The organism is Solwaraspora sp. WMMD1047, assembly GCF_029626155.1.
Classification (GTDB): domain Bacteria; phylum Actinomycetota; class Actinomycetes; order Mycobacteriales; family Micromonosporaceae; genus WMMD1047.
This window is the reverse complement of the sequence record NZ_JARUBL010000001.1, coordinates 3,273,546-3,291,721: the sequence shown is the minus strand read 5'-3', so window position 1 is coordinate 3,291,721 and position 18,176 is coordinate 3,273,546. Positions and strand designations below refer to the sequence as shown.

The 18,176-nt window shown below is 70.9% G+C and carries 4 protein-coding genes; 2 read left to right on the top strand and 2 right to left on the bottom strand.

Annotated features, from left to right (window positions below; genetic code table 11):
- Nucleotides 1-441 precede the first annotated feature (441 nt).
- Together O7627_RS15120 and O7627_RS15115 are read left to right on the top strand one after the other, a co-directional pair.
- Nucleotides 442-9,207, top strand: coding sequence for a type I polyketide synthase (locus O7627_RS15120; protein ID WP_278094138.1), 8,766 nt, complete (start codon nt 442-444; stop codon nt 9,205-9,207).
- Between the two features lie 29 nt (nt 9,208-9,236).
- A complete protein-coding gene (locus O7627_RS15115) occupies nt 9,237-15,953 on the top strand; it encodes a type I polyketide synthase (protein ID WP_278094137.1) in 6,717 nt (2,238 codons plus the stop codon).
- A 410-nt stretch (nt 15,954-16,363) separates the two neighbouring features.
- Here O7627_RS15115 and O7627_RS15110 read toward each other — a convergent pair whose 3' ends face one another.
- Together O7627_RS15110 and O7627_RS15105 are read right to left on the bottom strand one after the other, a co-directional pair.
- The gene (locus O7627_RS15110) at nt 16,364-17,713 is read right to left on the bottom strand and encodes an NAD(P)/FAD-dependent oxidoreductase (RefSeq protein WP_278094136.1); all 1,350 of its coding nucleotides are present in this window, start codon (nt 17,711-17,713) and stop codon (nt 16,364-16,366) included.
- A gap of 6 nt (nt 17,714-17,719) precedes the next feature.
- Nucleotides 17,720-17,983: an acyl carrier protein gene (locus tag O7627_RS15105; RefSeq protein ID WP_278094135.1), complete on the bottom strand. Its 264-nt coding sequence runs from the start codon at nt 17,981-17,983 to the stop codon at nt 17,720-17,722.
- Nucleotides 17,984-18,176 lie beyond the last annotated feature (193 nt).

The window sequence follows — 18,176 nt, the reverse complement described above, 5'->3', positions numbered from 1 at the left end:
GCAGTGTCAGCAGGGCGGCAACCGCCGCCGCCAGGAGCAGGCGGCTCGTGCGGCGAATTCCGGCCCCGCGTCCCGCATCGCCGTGCGGCCGCGGCGCCGACCTCCTGTTGACGAGATCCGAACCCATATTCTTCTCCTCAACCCGGCACGCTGCGCACCGTCACGACGTCGGCTTTTCCCGGCACATCTTCGTGCGCCATAATCGGACAACGCTCCGACACCGTTCAACCCCTAGCTGGCCCCACCGCCGAAGACGTGCACTAGGGGCCTGCATTTAGGGGCGGACAGGGGCTGACGCGACTTCTCAGTGCCGTAGGATTCATGCTTTGAAAGCACGCGGCACGTCCAATCCGCGCTCCCGGTCATCTTCTTCGTCCGTGACTCAATCACTGCGGTTCCCTCGCCCGATTCACCGTGGAAACGATCGGAGTTGCACAGCAGATGAACCCTGATTCTGCCCGGGAATCATCCGGCACCGCGAACTCCAACTCCGTTCCGATCGCGGTGGTCGGACTGGGATGTCGTTTCCCCGGAGGCGTGCGGGATCTGGCATCCCTCGGCGCCTTGCTCACCTCGGGCACGGACGCGATCGGCGAGGTGCCCCCGGACCGTTGGGGCAGCGAGTTCCACGACCGGGATGCCGGGGCGGGGACCATGGTCAACCGTCGCGGCGCATTCCTGGAGGACGTCGACCGCTTCGATGCCGCCTATTTCGGCATCTCACCCCGTGAGGCGCGCCACGTCGACCCTCAACATCGCCTCCTGTTGGAGGTGGCCAGCGAGGCGATGGCCGACGCGGGATATCCGCGTGCCGCCTGGCGCGGTTCGCGCACCGCGGTCTTCATCGGGATGCTCAACAACGACTACAGCCTGCTGCACACCAAGACGTTGGGCACGAAGGGGATCGGCAACCACTACGCCGTCGGCGTCGAGCCCAGCTTCGCGGCCGGCCGCCTGGCGTACGCGTTCGACCTGCACGGGCCGACCGTGACACTGCACGCCGCGTGCTCGTCGTCGCTGCTCGCCGTGCACCAGGCGTGTCAGAGCCTGCGGTCCGGAGAGTGCGACTCCGCCCTCGCCGGTGGCGTCAACCTCCTGCTCGCTCCGGACATCAGTGTCTTCATGAGCGGCATCGGTGCGATGTCCCCGTCCGGGCGGTGCCGCCCCTTTGACCGGGACGCCGACGGCTTCGTACGCGGCGAGGGGTGCGGGGTGGTCGTCCTGAAGCGCCTCTCCGACGCCGTGGCGACGGGCGACCGGGTCTACTGCGTCATCCGCGGCTCGGCGGTCAACAACAATGGCAGCAGCCTCGGCCTCACGTTTCCCAACGCGAGGGCCCAGGAGGCGTTGTTGCACACGGCGTTGCGCCAGGCGGCCCTCCGGGCGGACGAGGTGGACTACGTCGAGGCGCACGGCACCGCGACCCAGCTTGGTGACATGATCGAGCTGCAAACGCTCAGGGAGGTCTACGGCGCCGCCCGCCGGGACTCTCCCCCGCTGCACGTCGGCTCCCACAAAGCGGTCTTCGGCCACATGGATGCGGCCGCGGGGATCGCGGGACTGATGAAGACGGCCTGGATCGTGGGCTCCGGACGGGCGCCCGGTCAGCCTAACCTGGAGGTTCTCAACCCGACGGTGGACTGGCGCGACGGTGGCATCACCGTGACGACCAGCGGCGTCGACCTGCCTATCGCGGACCGGCCGGTCCGGGCAGGGGTGAGCGCCTTCGGACTCAGCGGAACGAACGTCCACATGATCGTGGAGGCGGCCGCGCCGACGGAGGCGTCGCCCGCGGACCCGGCGTTCACCGGACCCCGGATTCTGCTCGCCTCGGCCTTCCACGGGAGCGGGCTCGCCGAACAGGTGAGCCGATACCGGACGCGCGTGGTCGAGGCGGAGGAGGACGGCTCCCTCGACGACCTGCTCGCCTCGGCGGCGGTTCGGCGCACGCACGAGCACCACCGCTACGCGGCTGTCGCCGACGGTCCATCGGAGCTGCTGACCGCACTCGGCGATCCCGCCGACCCGCCGGACGGTGCGTACGTGGGAACGGTACGCGACCTCACCAGCGTGCCGCCCGTGGTCTTCGTCTACTCCGGCGTCGGCAGCCAGTGGCCCGGGATGGCGGCCGACCTCGGCGACGCCGACCCGACGGTCCGGGACACGCTCGACGAGTGCGACGCGCTGATCCGGGCCGAGACGTCCTGGTCGCTGATGGACGAGCTGCGGCGCCCGGCGGACGACAGCCGACTCAACCGGATCGACATCCTCCAACCCGCAGTCTTCGCCGTGCAGGTGGCGCTCAGCCGCTGGCTCGGCGATCGCGGTGTCACCCCTGCGGCGATCGTCGGACACAGCCTCGGGGAGGTAGCGGCCGCCCAGGTGGCCGGCTGCCTGTCCCTGCCGGAGGCGGTACAGCTGGTGGTCCGCCGGGCGGCGTTCATCGCGGACACCTCGGGCACCGGCGGCATGTACGCCGTGGACGCCGGCCGGGACACGGTCGAACGGACGTTGGCGGCGCTGGAATCGCCGGTGTGCGTCGCCGCCGTGAACGGCCCCGCCTCAGTGGTGGTGAGCGGACTCACCGCCGACCTTGAGGAGGCGGTACGCGCGCTGACCACGGCGGGGCACCGATGCAAGCGGGTGCGCGTCGACCTGCCGCTGCACAGCACCGCCATGGCGCCCGGTGCCGCCCGGCTGCGCGCCTCGATCGCGGACCTCGAACCGGCCGAGCCCGCCATCCGCCTGCTGTCCACCGTGGATCCGGAGCACGAGACCTTCCCTCGTGACGCGGCGTACTGGGAACGCAACCTCACGGAGACCGTGCTGCTGTGGCCCGCGGTCGACCGGCTGCTCGCCGAGGAAGACGCCGCGCTGGTGGAGATCAGTCCGCATCCGTTGCTGCTCCCGTCGCTCGGCGAGGCGATGCGCCGGCACGACCGGCAGGGTCCGGTGCTGGGCGTACTGCGGCGCGACACCTCCGGGCCGGTGGCCGCGCACCGGGCACTGGCCCGGCTGCACGTCGCCGGCGTGGCGGTGGACTGGGCGAAGGTGACCGGACGCCCACGGCGGTACCGCGCCCTGCCGGTGCCGTCCTGGGGCGGCGACCGCCACTGGCTGCCCGGGGTGGCACGAGGACAGCAGACGACGGTCGGCAGCGCCGACCAGCGCCCGACGAACCCGCCGCCGGCCCGCATCCGGCTCAGTCTCCTCGATGCGGACGGGCGGGTCACCGCCGAGATGATGGCCGGGCCCACGGACGCGGCATCGGATGGCGGCGTCGCGACAGGTGCCCCGACCGGGTTGGCCACCAGGGGGTACGCCCTGCCCGCACCCGCCGCGCAGCCGGCCGCCGCGCCGCCGGTGCGGCCGAACGGACTCGCGGACCACATCGAAGCCCTCGTCCGGGACGTGTTGGGGCTGCCCGACAGCCAATCGATCGCCCGTCGGCGCGGACTGTTCGAACAGGGTCTGGACTCCGCCTCGGCGGCGGCGCTGAGGGCCCGCCTCGAATCAGAGTTCGGCGTGGAACTGCCGGCGACGATCGTATTCGAACAGCCGACGGTCGTCGCGCTCGCCGAATACCTGGCCGACGCCGGAGCCACCTCCGGCACGCCGGGTCCTGCTGCCCGCCCGCCGGTGGTGGTCAGTGGCGAATCGGGTACGGACGCGGTCGCGGTCATCGGCATCGCCTGCCGGTTCCCACGCGCGTCCTCCCCCGATGCGTTCTGGTCGCTGCTGCTCGACGGACGCGACGCGGTGAGCGGTCCGCCGGCCGGCCGACGCAGCGACCCGGTCTGGCAGGAGGCCGGTCCGTCTTTCCCCGTCAACGGCTGCTACCTGGACGATGTCTCCGGCTTCGACGCCGCTTTCTTCCGCATCTCCCCACGCGAGGCGAAGTCCCTCGATCCGCAACAGCGGCTCTTTCTCGAGGTGTGCTGGGAGGCGCTGGAGGACGCGGGCTGCCACGCGGACCGGTTGAAGGACCGCCCGGTGGGCGTCTACGCGGCCCTGACCGACGCAGATTACCGGCAGCTCCTGGCCCGGGACCTGGACAACGTCGACGTCTACTACGGGACCGGCACGTCCTTCTCCACCATGGCTGGACGCCTGTCGTACTTCCTGGGGCTGACCGGGCCCAGCCTGGTCGTCGACACGGCCTGCTCGTCATCCCTGACCGCGGTACATCTGGCCTGCCAGGCGCTCAGATCCGGCGACTGTGAGGTGGCCGTGGTCGGCGGCGCCAGCACGATCACGGCACCGAACCCTCTGCTCGCCTCTATGAGCATCGACGGCGGCCTCTCATCGGATGGCCACAGCAGGGCCTTCGACGAGAACGGCGACGGCTTCGGATTCGGCGAGGGCACCGCCGCCGTGATCCTCAAGCCCCTGGACGCGGCGCTGCGCGACGGAGACCGGATCTATGCCACCATCCGTGGCAGCGCGCTCAACCAGGACGGCGCCAGCGGTGGGCTGACCGTACCCAACGGCGCCTCCCAGACCGCCGTCGTGCGCCAGGCCCTGGAACGGGCCGGATGGGCACCGCACGAGGTGGACTACGTCGAGGCACACGGCACCGGTACCCCGCTGGGCGATCCCATCGAGGCACGCGCACTGGCCGCCGCGCTCGGCCCCGGACGCGCGGAGCGGCAGCCGTTGCTCATCGGATCGGTGAAGGCGAACATCGGTCACCTCGGCGCCGCGGCGGGACTGGCCGGTCTGCTCAAGGTGGTTCTCTCGCTGCGGCACCGGGAGCTGCCGCCGCACCGCGTCGAGCGTCCCTCCTCCCGGATCGACTGGGACCGGATGCCGCTCGCACTGGTCCGGGAGCGGCAGGCATGGCCGGAGAACGGGCGCCCACGCCGGGCGGGGGTGAGCGCCTTCGGCTTCAGCGGCACCAACGCCCACATCCTGGTTGAGGAGTTCACGCCGGCCGGCTCCGCAACGCCGGATTCGGCAGCGGCGCCCCACGTCCTGCCGCTGTCCGCCGCCACGCCGACCGCATTGCGGACCGTGGCCCGGCGACTGGCGGCGTTGCTGCGCGACCGGCCGAACGAGGTGGCCGACGTGGTCTACACCGCCACCCACCGGCGGGCGTGGCTCGAGCATCGGCTGGTCGTGGTGGGGTCCGACGCCGCCGAGCTGGCTTCGGCGCTGGAGGAGGTCGCCAGAGGTGGCAGGCCGCCGGGCGTACATGTCGGCAGCGTCCCGACCGGTGAGACCCGGACGGTCGCCTTCTGGTTCGGGACCGAGCCGCCTGCAGCGGAGGTCCGGGAGCGCCTGACCGCGACCGGAAGCGGGTACGAACAGTCCCTAGAGAACTGTACCCGCGAGGTGTACCGGCACACGGGGCTGACGCTCGACCTGTCCGGCGACCCGCCGGCGGGTTGGGAGGAGCTGTTCACCTTCTGCCACCAGGTGGCGGCCACGAGGGCGTGGGCAGCGGCCGGGATCCGGCCGCAGGCCGTGATCGGCCAGGGCAGTGCCGTGGCGGCCCGGTGGGCGGCAGGGCGCCTCACCCTCGCGGAGGCGTTGCGGGCGCTGGTCGGAGCCAGCGGAGAGACCGAATCCGCCGACCGACCCGGCGACATCCCGCTGTACCAGGCGAGCGATGGCGCCGGCCGGATCGCCGAGGAGGTCGCCGCGGCCGGACTACAGACGGTGGTCGATGTTCTGCTCGGGGTGCACCCCCTCGACGGCCGGTTCGCGATCACACCCGGCGCCGGAGGAGAGCGCGGCGACCTCGCCGACGCGTTGGCCGCGCTGTTCGCCGTGGGCTGCCGGCCCCTCGCGCCGGAGTCCGCGGTGCGCCGTCCCATCGCACTTCCCGCCTACCCGTGGGAGCACCGCTCCTACTGGTACCGCTCCCCTGCCGTGACGGACGGCCCGGTGGCCTGGTTGGTGTCCGCTGATTCGGCGGCGGGTCTGCGGGGTCAGGTGGAGCGGTTGCGGTCGTGGTTGGTGGGTGGGGTGGATGTGGATGTGGTGGGGGTGGCGCGGGGTTTGGCGGGGCGTGCGGGGTTGCGGCATCGGTTGGCGGTGGTGGGTGCTGGTCGGGAGGAGCTGCTGACCGGTCTGGAGGCGTTTTCGGTGGGTCGGCCGATGGCTGAGGTGGTGCGGGGGTCGGTTGGTGCCGGTGGTGGTGTGGTGTGGGTGTTTCCGGGTCAGGGTTGGCATTGGGTGGGGATGGGGCGGGAGTTGCTTGGGCAGTCGGCGGTGTTCGCGGGGGTGGTGGGTGAGGTGTCGGGGTTGGTGGAGCGGGAGGCGGGGTGGTCGGTTGTTGATGTGTTGGGTGGGGTGGTGGGTGCTCCGGGATGGGAGCGGGTGGATGTGGTGCAGCCGGTGTGTTTTGCGGTGATGGTGGGGTTGGCGCGGTTGTGGGAGTCGGTGGGGGTGTCGCCGGCGGCGGTGGTGGGTCATTCGCAGGGTGAGATCGCGGCGGCGTGTGTGGCGGGGGTGTTGTCGTTGGAGGATGCGGTGCGGGTGGTGGTGAGCCGGTCCACCGCGGTACGCCGGATCTCCGGCCAGGGCACGGCCGTCTCCGTGACCGCGCCGGCCGACCAGGTCGCCGAATGGCTGAAGCGGTGGGAGGGTCGGCTGTCGGTGGCCGCGGTCAACGGGCCGACGGCCACCACCGTCACCGGCGATCCGCAGGCCGTCGACGAGCTCCTGGTGCACTGCCGGGAGCAGCGGGTGCGCGCCTGGCAACTCGAGGCGCAGTACGCGGGCCATGGCCCGCAGGTCGACCAGATTCGCCAGACACTCCTCGACGGCCTACAGCACCTGTCCCCCACCACGGGACGGACCCCGCTGTGGTCCACCGTCACCGGTAGCCGGCTGGCGGACGGGCGGTCGCTCGACGCCGACTACTGGTACGCGAACCTGCGCCACCCGGTCCTGTTCGACCAGGCCGTACGAGATCTTCTCGACCAGGGCTTCAGCACCTTCATCGAAGTCAGCGGCCACCCGGTGTTGACCCCGGCCATCGAGGACCGCATCCAGGCGGCCGGTGCCGACGCACACACCGTGTCGACTCTTCTGCGCAAGCACGGCGGTAGCCGCCGCTTCCACATCGCTGCCGCCCGGGCCTGGACCCACGGGGTACCTGTCGACTGGACGCGCCTGCATCCGTCGGGCCCCGCCGTCGAGCCACCCGCGGTCCCGCCCGCGCCGGAGGCCGGTGAGGACGCGCTGACCGGCCGGTTCTGGGATGCGGTCACCGGGGAGGACGTCGACGAGGTGGCTGCCGTACTCGATCTGGCGGGCGACGACCAGGCCAGGATGTCACTGCGCACGATCCTGCCGGCGCTGTCCGCGTGGCGTCGTCGGCAGCGGCAGATCGCCGCCGAGGCGGCCTGGCGTTATGAACTCGTCTGGAAGCCGGCGGTCGGCAACCCGCCGGCGACCCTGCGGGGCTCCTGGCTGGTGCTGACCCCCGCGGAGGCGGCACCGGGCACACCGGTCCGGGAGGCGGCCGATCTCGTGTTGCGCGCCCTCGCCGAACACGGCGCCACGCCGCGGGAGATCCGCTGCGACCCGACCGAACTGCTGCCGGATCTCCCGGTCGGACGGGAGTCCTCGGGCATTGTCTCGCTGCTGGCGATGGACGAGCGTCCGCACCCGCGGCACCCGGACGTGCCCGTGGGGTTGATGGCGACCGGGCAGCTCGTGCAGGACGTACACGAGCGGTGTCCCGAAGTACCGCTGTGGGTCGCGACCACGGGCGCCGTCACCACGGATCCCGCCGCCGAACCGCTCACCCGTCCGCTCCAGGCCCTGGTGACGGGGCTGCTCCGCGCCGCGCGGCTGGAGCTACGACAACCCGTGGCGCACCTCGATCTGCCGAGCGGCCCGGCCAACCCGACCCTCGCCGCCCGGTTGATCGCCGCGCTGGCGCACCACGCCGACGAGGCCCACATCGCCGTCCGGGCCGGCGGGATCTTCCTGGCGCGTCTGGCCCGTTGTCCCGCCCCCACACCGCAGGTCGCCGGGTCCGCGGGCTGGAGACCCACCGGCACGACGTTGATCACCGGCGGCAGCGGTACCGTGGCCGCCCACACCGCCCGCTGGCTGGCCCGGCGGGGTGCCCCCCACCTCCTGCTGCTCTCCCGCTCCGGCGCCGACGCGCCCAACGCCGACGCGCTCAGTGCCGAACTCAAGCTGCTGGGCACCCAGGTCACCATCGCCGCCTGCGACATCACCGACGCCGACGAACTCGCCGACGCCCTGACCCTGATACCGGAGGACCAGCCCCTCACCGCGGTCTTCCACACCGCCTGCGTCATCGACGACGGCCTCCTGAGCGGCATGCCTCCCGAGCAGATGGAACGAGTACTGCGACCGAAGGTGCGGGGCACGCTCAATCTGCACCACGCCACGCAGGGCACGAATCTGTCGGCCTTCGTCCTCTTCTCGTCGGGGGCGAACCTGCTGCCCAGCATCGGCCAGAGCGCATATGCCGCCTCGAACGCCTACCTGGACGCATTCGCCCACCATCGCCGGGCTGCCGGCCTGCCGGCCACCTCGATCGCCTGGGGCGCCTGGGGCGGCGGCGGAGGCGCCCGGACCGACAATCCCAGCACCTGGTTGAACCGCAACGGCATCCAGGCGATGAGCCCGGAAACGGCGATCACCGTGATGGAGCAGGTGCTGGTCCGAGACGAGACCTTCGTGATGGTCGCGAACGTGGACTGGGCGCAGTTCGTCGCGGCGTCCGGCGCGGACAGGCCGACCCGTCTGGTCGCCGACATCGCCGAGGTGGTCGCCGGCCGCGGCATGGTCGGCAACGGCGCCACCGGCCCGGATGCACCGGAATCCGCCCTGCTGCAACGGCTGCAGGCCCTGCCCGAGGAACGGCGGGAGACCGAGCTGCTGGACCTGGTCTGCTCCCACGCGGCCAAGGTGCTCGGTCATCCGGACACCACGGGCATCACCCCCGGTCGGCCCTTCCGCGATCTGGGCTTCGACTCCGTCACCGGCCTGGAGTTCCGGAACCATCTCGTCCCGCTCCTCGGGGTACGGCTGCCACCGACCCTGGTCTTCGACCACCCCACCCCCGAGCGGCTCACGACGTGGCTCCTGACCCAACTGGGTGCCGCCCTCGCCGATGGTGGCACTGACGGCGCTGACGGCACTGGGGAGAAGAGCCGGCTCGACGACATGGGCGTCGAGGAACTGCTGCGGATCGTCCGGGGACAACGATCGTGAACACGACTTCTGGAAGTGGGAAGAACACGGTGAGCGCTGCATCGAACGAGGAGATCGTCGAGGCCCTGCGAGCGTCCCTGAAGGAGAACGAACGACTGCGGCGGACGAACGACGAGCTCACCGCCTCGGCTCGCGAACCGATCGCGATCGTCTCCATGGCCTGCCGCTATCCCGGCGGAGTGGATTCCGCCGAGGACCTCTGGAACCTGGTGGCGTCCGGCGGCGACGCGATCGGCCCGTTCCCGCAGGACCGGGGCTGGGACGAGGATCTGTACGACCCGGATCCGGAGCGCCCGGGGAAGACCCATGTCCGGGGCGGCGGTTTCCTCGACGACATCGCAGGATTCGACGCCGAACTGTTCGGCATCTCGCCCCGCGAGGCGCTCGGTATGGATCCGCAGCAGAGACTGGTGCTCGAGGTCTGCTGGGAACTCATCGAGCGCGCCGGCCTCAACCCCCACGATCTACGCGGCAGCACCACCGGCACCTACATCGGCGCGACGAACTCCGGGTACGTCTCCGACCTGTCCAAGCCCCCGGAACGGATCGACGGTCACGCGGTGGTGGGCAATCTGACCAGCGTGGTGTCGGGGCGCGCGGCCTACGCCTTCGGCTGGGAGGGGCCGGCGGTGAGCGTCGACACGGCGTGCTCATCGTCGCTGGTGGCCACCCACCTCGCGGTGCGGGCGCTACGGCACCGTGAGTGCTCACTGGCCGTGGCCGGTGGCGTCATGCTGATGTCGAACCCGGCCCTGTTCGTGGAGTTCTCCAAGCAGCGCGCGCTGTCGCCGGACGGCCGGTGCAAGGCGTTCTCGGCCGAAGCCGACGGCTTCGGCGCCGCTGAAGGGGTGGGGCTGCTGTTGTTGGAACGCCTGGCGGACGCCCGGCGCAACGGCCACCGGGTGCTGGCCGTGATCCGGGGCTCGGCCGTCAACCAGGACGGCGCGAGCAACGGACTGACCGCCCCGAACGGCCCGTCGCAGCAACGCGTGATCCGCGAGGCGCTGGCCGACGCCGGGCTGACCCCGGACGACGTCGACCTGGTGGAAGCGCACGGTACGGGGACCCGGCTCGGCGATCCCATCGAGGTGCAGGCGCTGCAGGACGCCTACGGGCGGGACCGTCGCCGACCGCTCTGGCTGGGCACGGTCAAGTCGAACATCGGCCACACCCAGGCGGCGGCGGGCGCCGCCGGCATCATCAAGACCGTGATGGCGATGCGTCAGGAGACCCTGCCGAAAACGCTGCACGTCCGGAATCCGTCTCCGCTGGTGGAGTGGTCCACCGGAAACCTCGCGCTGCTCCGCGATCCGGTGCCGTGGCGGCCGGCCGCGGGACGGGTTCGCCGGGCCGGCGTCTCCTCCTTCGGGATCAGCGGCACCAACGCACACGTCATAGTGGAGGAGACCCCGCCGGAGGACGAAGCGTCGGACCCGGCCCCCGTCGAGGACGCGGATCCCGCCATTGCCGACGCCATGCCCTGGGTTGTGTCGGGCGGCAGCGCGCAGGGCCTGCGGGGGCAGTCGGAACGACTCCGCGCGTTCCTGGCCCGGTCGCCCGAGGCCGGCGTGGCGGAGGTGGCCCGGGGACTTGCCCGCCAGGCCAGCCTCCCGCACCGGCTGGTGCTCACCGGACCTGGCCGGACCGAGCTGACGGCCGGGCTGGAGTCGTTTCTGGACGGCGGGAACGCTGACGGTACATCACCCAGCTGGGACGTGGCCCGGGGCAGCGTCCGGTCCCGATCCAAGTTGGCGTACCTCTTCTCCGGCCAGGGAGCTCAACGGGTCGGGGCAGGCAGGGAACTGTACGCCGCCTTCCCGGTCTTCGCACGGGCGCTCGACACCGTGTTCGCACAGATGGACAAGCATCTGGAGTACCCGCTGCGCGAGGTGATGTTCGGCTCCGTCGGGCCCGACGGCGAAGGGCTGCTCGATCAGACCCTGTACACGCAGACCGCACTGTTCGCGCTCGAGGTGGCGATCTTCGAGCTGCTCGGGTCCTGGGGTGTGAAGCCGGACTTCCTCATCGGCCACTCGATCGGTGAGCTGGCCGCCGCACACCTGTCCGGCGTGCTGAGCCTGCCCGATGCCTGCGCACTGGTGGCCGCGCGCGGGCGGTTGATGCAGGAGCTGCCGGCCGGTGGCGCGATGGTGTCCGTACGGGCCTCGCGGGACGAGGTACTGCCGAGTCTGCGGCCGTACGAGGGGCTCGCCGAAATCGCCGCGGTCAACGGCCCGGCCGCCACCGTGATCTCCGGCGACGAGAAGGCGATCGGCGAACTCGCCGATGGCTGGTCCGCCCGGGGCCGTTCGGTACGGCGGCTCCGGGTCACGCACGCGTTCCACTCAGCCCGAATGGACCCGGTGGTCGAGGAGTTCCGCCGGACGGCGTCCGCATTCACGTTCCACCCCCCGCGCATTCCGATCGTCTCCAATGTGACCGGGACCGTGCTCACCGCCGAGCAGGCGTGTTCGCCGGCGTACTGGGCCCAGCACATCCGGCAGCCGGTGGAGTTCATGGCGGGAGTACGTCACCTGATCGAAGCGGGCGTGAACAGCTTCCTCGAGCTGGGCCCCACGGGCAGTCTGACGGCGCTGGCGGCCGAGTGTCTCGCTGTCGGCACGGGCGAGGCGACGGATCAGGACGGCGTGGTCCAGGCGACCACGCTGCACCCGGACCGGCCCGAGGCTCAGTCCGTGGTCGCCGCCGCCGGTCAGCTCTGGGCCCGTGGCGTTCCGGTGGACTGGCGCCGAATCACCGGCGACGGCAGGGCGGCCGAACTTCCCACGTACGCCTTCGACCACCAGCGGTTCTGGCTGCGGGAGCGGGCCCGGGGTGGGGACGCGTCCGGTGCAGGCATGAAACCAGTGGCACATGGAGTGTTGGCGGCATCCCTGGAGATCGCCGCTGACGGCCCGGTGATCCTCTCCGGCCGGCTGTCGCTGGCCACCCAGGAGTGGCTGGCCGATCACCGGGTCGCGGGTCAGGTACTCCTGGCGGGGACGGCCTTCCTGGAGATCGTGCTGCGGGCCGGGGACGAGGTCGGGTGCGGCCGGGTCGAGGAGTTGGTGGTGCAGACGCCGCTGGTCGTGCCCGATCGGGAGGCGGTGTGGATCCAGGTGGTGGTCGAGGTCCCCGACGGGGAGGGGCGCCGCCAGATCGGTGTCTTCTCCCGCCCGGCCACCGGTGCGGGAGGATGGACGCGGCACGCCCGTGCCGTCGTCGCCGTCGACGACGGCGCAACCCCGCCGCCGCCGGACAGCGACGCGTTCGAGAGCTTCGCATCGTGGCCGCCCGCCGACGCGGTGGCGGTGCCCGTGGACGGGTGGTACGAGGAACTGGCCGGCAAGGGCTACGTGTTCGGACCGTCCTTCCGGGGACTGAGCGCGGTCTGGCGCCGCGACGGGGAGCTCTTCGTCGAGGTCGGGCTACCGCCGACAGCGCGCGACGACGTCGCGCGGTTCGGCATCCACCCCGGGCTGCTCGACATGCCCAACCATGCGATGTCACTCGGTGGCTTCTTCTCCGGCGACGGCGTCTTTCTGCCTTTTGCCTGGCGGGGCGTGTCGCTGTTGGCCACCGGGGCAATGCGGGCGAGGGTGCGCATCACGTCGGCGGGCGAGAACACGGTACGACTGGCGATCGCCGACGCCACGGGGCAGCCCGTCGCGCTGATCGACTCACTGACCGTCCTCCCGGTGGATCCCGGGCAGATCGCCGCGGCCGGACGCCGGTCGGACAGCGCGGTCGAGGAGGCGGGGCTGTACCGGTTGGACTGGGTACCCGCCGACCCGCCCGGGTCCGGACCTGGGCCGACCCTGCCGTCGCAGGTGCTCCTGACCGGCCCGGACCGCTTGGGCGTGGGCAGCCTGCTGGACGCCACCGGTGTGGCGGTGCGGCGATGTGCGGGAATCGACGAGATCGCCGCCATCGTCGCCGCCGGCGACCGGGGTGGCCCGGAAACCGGCCCGTCCCCTGCGCCGGTGGTCATGCTCAGCTGTGCGGGGCACTCCGACGCCGGCGGACCGGAGGCGGTCGCCGCCGCCGCGCACACGGTGGCGGAGGAGGTGCTGCGGGTGCTCCAGGCGTGGGTTGCCGACGCCCGCCTGACCGCGGCGCGCCTGGTGGTGCTCACCCGGGGAGCGGTCGGCACCCACGCCGCCCCCGATCCCGCGCGCGACGTGACCGACCTGGCGGCAGCCGCGGCCTGGGGAATGGTCCGTTCCGCCCAGGCCGAGCATCCTGGTCAATTCATCCTCCTGGACCTCGACCCCGCGCCGGAGCCCGTTCCCGCAGTCGGGGGCGGGCACGACGACCCACCCGCCACGAGCCCCGGCAGCGACCTGACGCGGATCCTGGCGACTCTGGTCCAGAGTGACGATCCGCAGTGGGCGGTCCGCGGCGGACAGCTGCTCGTGGGACGGCTGCACCGGGCGGACGGCCAGGATCTGCGGGTGCGGGGTCTGGGGACAGGCTCCGCCTGGCGGCTGGCGCCGCTGGGATCCGGCGAGCTCGACGCGATCGGCGTGGTGGACTGCCCGGAGGTCATGGAGCCGCTGGCACCGTGGCAGGTGCGCCTGCGGGTACGGGCGGCCGGGCTCAACTTCCACGACGTCGTGGTGGGTCTGGGCATGCTGCCGGCCGAGGACGGCTTCGGCACCGAAGGGGCTGGCGAGGTTCTGGACGTCGGGGAGGGGGTGCACGGGCTGCGCCGGGGCGACCGGGTGATGGGCATGTTCGAGGGGTCGTTCGGGCCGACCGCGGTCGCCGATCATCGCACCCTGGTCCGGATACCCGACGAGTGGTCGTTCGAAGAGGCCGCCTCGGTGCCCACGGTGTTCCTGACCGCGTACTACGCCCTCTCCGACATCGCCGGTGTCCGGGCGGGTCAGCGCGTGTTGATCCACTCGGCCACCGGCGGGGTGGGACAGGCCGCCCTGCAACTGGCGCGGCACTGGCAGGCCGAGGTCTACACCACCGCCTCCCCCGCCAAGCACGACGCCCTCCGCCGACTCGGCGTTCCCGCCGACCGCATCGCCGGATCCCGTACGACGGACTTCGTGGACGAGTTTCTCGCCGTCACCGAAGGGGAGGGCATGGACATCACGTTGGGCTCCCTTGCCGGCGAGATGGTCGACGCGACGTTGCGCGTGCTTCCCCGGGGCGGTCACTACCTGGAGATGGGCCGCACCGACATCCGCGACCCGGAGCAGGTCGGCGCCGACCATCCGGGCGTCACCTATCGGACCGTTCTCCCCTCCGACGCGGGCCCGGAGCGCATCGGGAAGATCCTCGCCGAGATCCTCGACCTGTTCCGTCAGGGGACGCTGAGCATGCCTCCGCTGACCACGTGGGACCTCGCCGACGCCCCCGGGGCGCTGCGGCACATGAGTCAGGCGCGTCACCTCGGCAAGAACGTGTTGCGGGTACCGGCCCCAGTCGAGCCCGAGGGAACCGTCCTGATCACCGGCGGTACCGGTACCCTGGGCGGGCTCGTCGCCCGCGACCTGGCCGCCAACGGCCAGGCCGGACACCTGCTGTTGCTCTCCCGGTCGGGACCTGACGCACCCGGCGCCGAGCAGCTGCGCGCCGATGTCGAACGCCACGGCGCCACCTGCACCATCATCGCGTGCGACGTCAGCGATCGGGCCGCCCTCGCGGAGGCGATCGCGGCCATTCCCCCCGAGTATCCCCTCACCGCGGTGGTGCACGCCGCCGGCATCGTCCGCGACGCCATCCTGACGGCCCAGACGACCGCGGATCTGCATCCGGTGCTCGCCACGAAGATCGACGCCGCGCTGCACCTGGAGGACCTCACGTCTGAGCACAGGCTCGGGGCGTTCATCCTCTTCTCCGCCGGCAGCGGCCTGCTCGGCGGTCCGGGCCAGGCCAACTACGCCGCGGCGAACAGCTTCCTCGACGCATTCGCCACGCGGCTGGCTGGCCGACACCGACCGGCCACGGCCCTGGCCTGGGGAAGGTGGGCGGAAGCCAGCGGCATGACCTCCCACCTGTCCGAGCAGCAGCTCGCCCGGGTGAACCGGCAGGGCATCAACGCCCTGGCCACCCCGGACGCCCTTCGGCTGATGCGGACCGCGACACAGCTCCGCCACCCGTTGCATCTCGCCGCGCGGATAACTCCGCCGAGCTCGCCGCCCAGCCCCGCGTGGCGGCATCTCGCCGTCGTGCCCACTCGCCGCACCGCCAGCGACGTTCCGCACGCCGACGACTATCGGCACCGGCTCGCCGCCATGCCGTCGGCCCAACAACGCCAGGCCCTCCTGGAACTCGTCCGCGAGCACACCGCCACGGTGCTGTCCGCTCCCGCCCACACCATCGACCCCCATCGCGGCTTCCGCGATCTCGGCCTGGACTCCCTCACCGCCATCGAGTTGCGCAACCGTCTCGTCCCCGCCACCGGGCTGCGCCTGCCCCCGACCGCCACCTTCGACCATCCCAGTCCGCAACTGCTCGCCGTGCATCTGCACGGCCTGCTCTTCCCGGACAGTATGGACGGCGTCGCGGGAGGTTCGGCGCTCCTGGCCGAGCTCGACCGGCTGGACGATCTGCTGGTCACGACCGAGCTGGACAACGTGACACGTTCGGGCATACGGCGCCGGGTCCACGCGTTTCTGTCGCGCCTCGACGAGGCAGGGTCCGCAACCGAGGAGATCCCGCTGAACCTCCGTCTGGAGTCGGCGTCCACGGACGAGGTGTTCGAGCTGATCGACCGGGAGTTCAGCTGACGAGCGACCGGTGGTGGGGTTGGCGGCCGTCCCTTGCGGCGGCACTGCGAACCTGGCCAGCTGACGCGCCACCATGGCTCTCCAACGCACAGGCCACGGCCGATCCCGCCGAGGGATCAACGCACGGGACCTCCCTGGTAGGGAGTGCCTGCCCGGCACGGTCTCGACGGGTCCCCCGGGCCGCCGGCCGCGCGGCCGTGTGCTGCGCCCGTTCACACAGGCCACACAGTCGCTGGTCGGTTTGCGGCCCCGATCGGCCGCGGTGCCGGTGTTCCGGTCGGTCCGAGTGGACAGGGCGGGGCCAGGCATGCGCAGCAGGCCCACCTACTCGAAGTGCGAGCAGGTGGGCCTGTGCCAACCTCAGCCGGGATGCGGGAGTCCCCGGGGCGACGCCACCGGAGCCGGGTCGGTCAGATCGTCGGGGCGGAGGCCCGGAGGCTGCCCAGGTAGGGATGCCAGAGATGGTTGGGGTCGTTTTCCACGGTGGTCACGAACTCACGCATCTCCTGGAGCACCGCCGGATCCGCGTCCCACATGTCGCCCTGCAGCAGCTTGAGGACGTCGAGCCGGTAGCGGGGGTCCTGCACGAATGCGACGAAGAGGATGTTGAGGCGGTAGTAGATGGAGATGAAGTTGTACCAGTTCCTGGCGCCGCGACGCTGCGCCTGCTCGTAATTGCGGAATCGGTCGTGTGAGAAATCCCCGGTCTTGAACGCGTCGAGGATGTCGTACGAAGCCAGGCGCGCCGTGTTCAGGGCGATGCTCACACCGCTGGAGAAGATCGGGTCGACGAAACGGGCCGCGTCCCCGATCATCACAAAGCGGTCACCGCAGATCTGCCGCATCGAGTAGCTGTAGTCGCCCTCGGACTTATAGGGGCGTACGCGGGTGCACAACTTGAGTTGCTCGTGCAGGTCGGGCCGGGTCTGCACCAGCTCCCAGAAGAACTTCTCGCGATCGGTGTTCGACTCACGGAACCGATGCTTCTGCGTCACCACACCGATGCTCGTGATCGTGTCCGTGATCGGGATCTGCCACACCCAGGTATCGTTCACCGGCAGGAAGTGGACGTAGATGTGGTCCACCTCCTCGGGATTGGCGGCGAGCGCCTTCCGGTCGAGACCCTCGAACCAGGTGTGTACGGCGTACTGGTCGAAGACCGGATCCGGGTCCTTCACGCGGAGCTGCCGTCCGAGCAGTGTCTGCCGACCCGAGGCGTCGACCAGCATGCGGCCGGAGACCTGAGTCTCTTTCGATCCCATTCGACAGGTCAGGCTGACGCCGTCAGGGTCGTCGAAGTCCGCCTGGGAGACACGGACGCCCTGGAACACTTTGGCGCCGAGACTCTCCGCGTGCTTCAGCAGTATCAGGTCGAACTGTCCCCGGTCGACGTGGAAGGTGTACTCCCGGTCGACGCCGGGCTGTTGCCGCTCACCGAACTTGACCTGGGCGGTCCAGTCGTACGACATCCCGGTGAACCCGTTCTGCGGGATCTCGCGTTCCTCGGCGGTCGTCCAGGCCGCGCCGTACTTTCGTGGAAAGCCCGCTTGCTCGACCTTCTCCATGGCCCCCGTGTCCAGCAGGACCGGTGTGGTGGCCGGGACGAGCGACTCCCCCACGTGGGGGCGGGGAAAGTTCTCACTCTCGAAGACGGCCACGGAGAGGCCCGCCTTGGCGAGGTAGGCGGCGGCCGTGGAACCGGCGGGCCCACCACCGACGATCAGGACATCGAAATCCGCTTTCATGAATCCTGCTTCCATTCCAGGTCAGACGGCACCGGAGCCCGCGGTTTCACAAACCAACGACGTGATGGCGCGAATGTTCTTGAAATTGTCGGCGTTGATCTCCCTTGGGGGCACCACAACCCCGAGCTCGTCGCGTATGAAACCGATCAACAGGATGGTGTTGAGGGAATCGAGAATGCCCAGTTCGATAATCGGAGTGACCTCGGTGAGCTCATCACCGTCCCGCCCCAGATACTTGTCCCTGATGAAGGCCGCAATACGGGCCGAGACCTCCTCGCTGGACATCGTCATCTTCCTCCCGTCCCGCAATTCGTGTACGAGTACGCCGCCAAGTCCGGCCGATCAACAGCCTATGAACATCGTTTCGTCCCGTCATCCCCTAAGCGCGTCGCCGCCTCCCCCCTAGCATCACGTTCCGTAACGTTAGGGGACGGCAGGGGGATGACCGACGGCGCCGACGTTCCCGGCACGGGGCGGC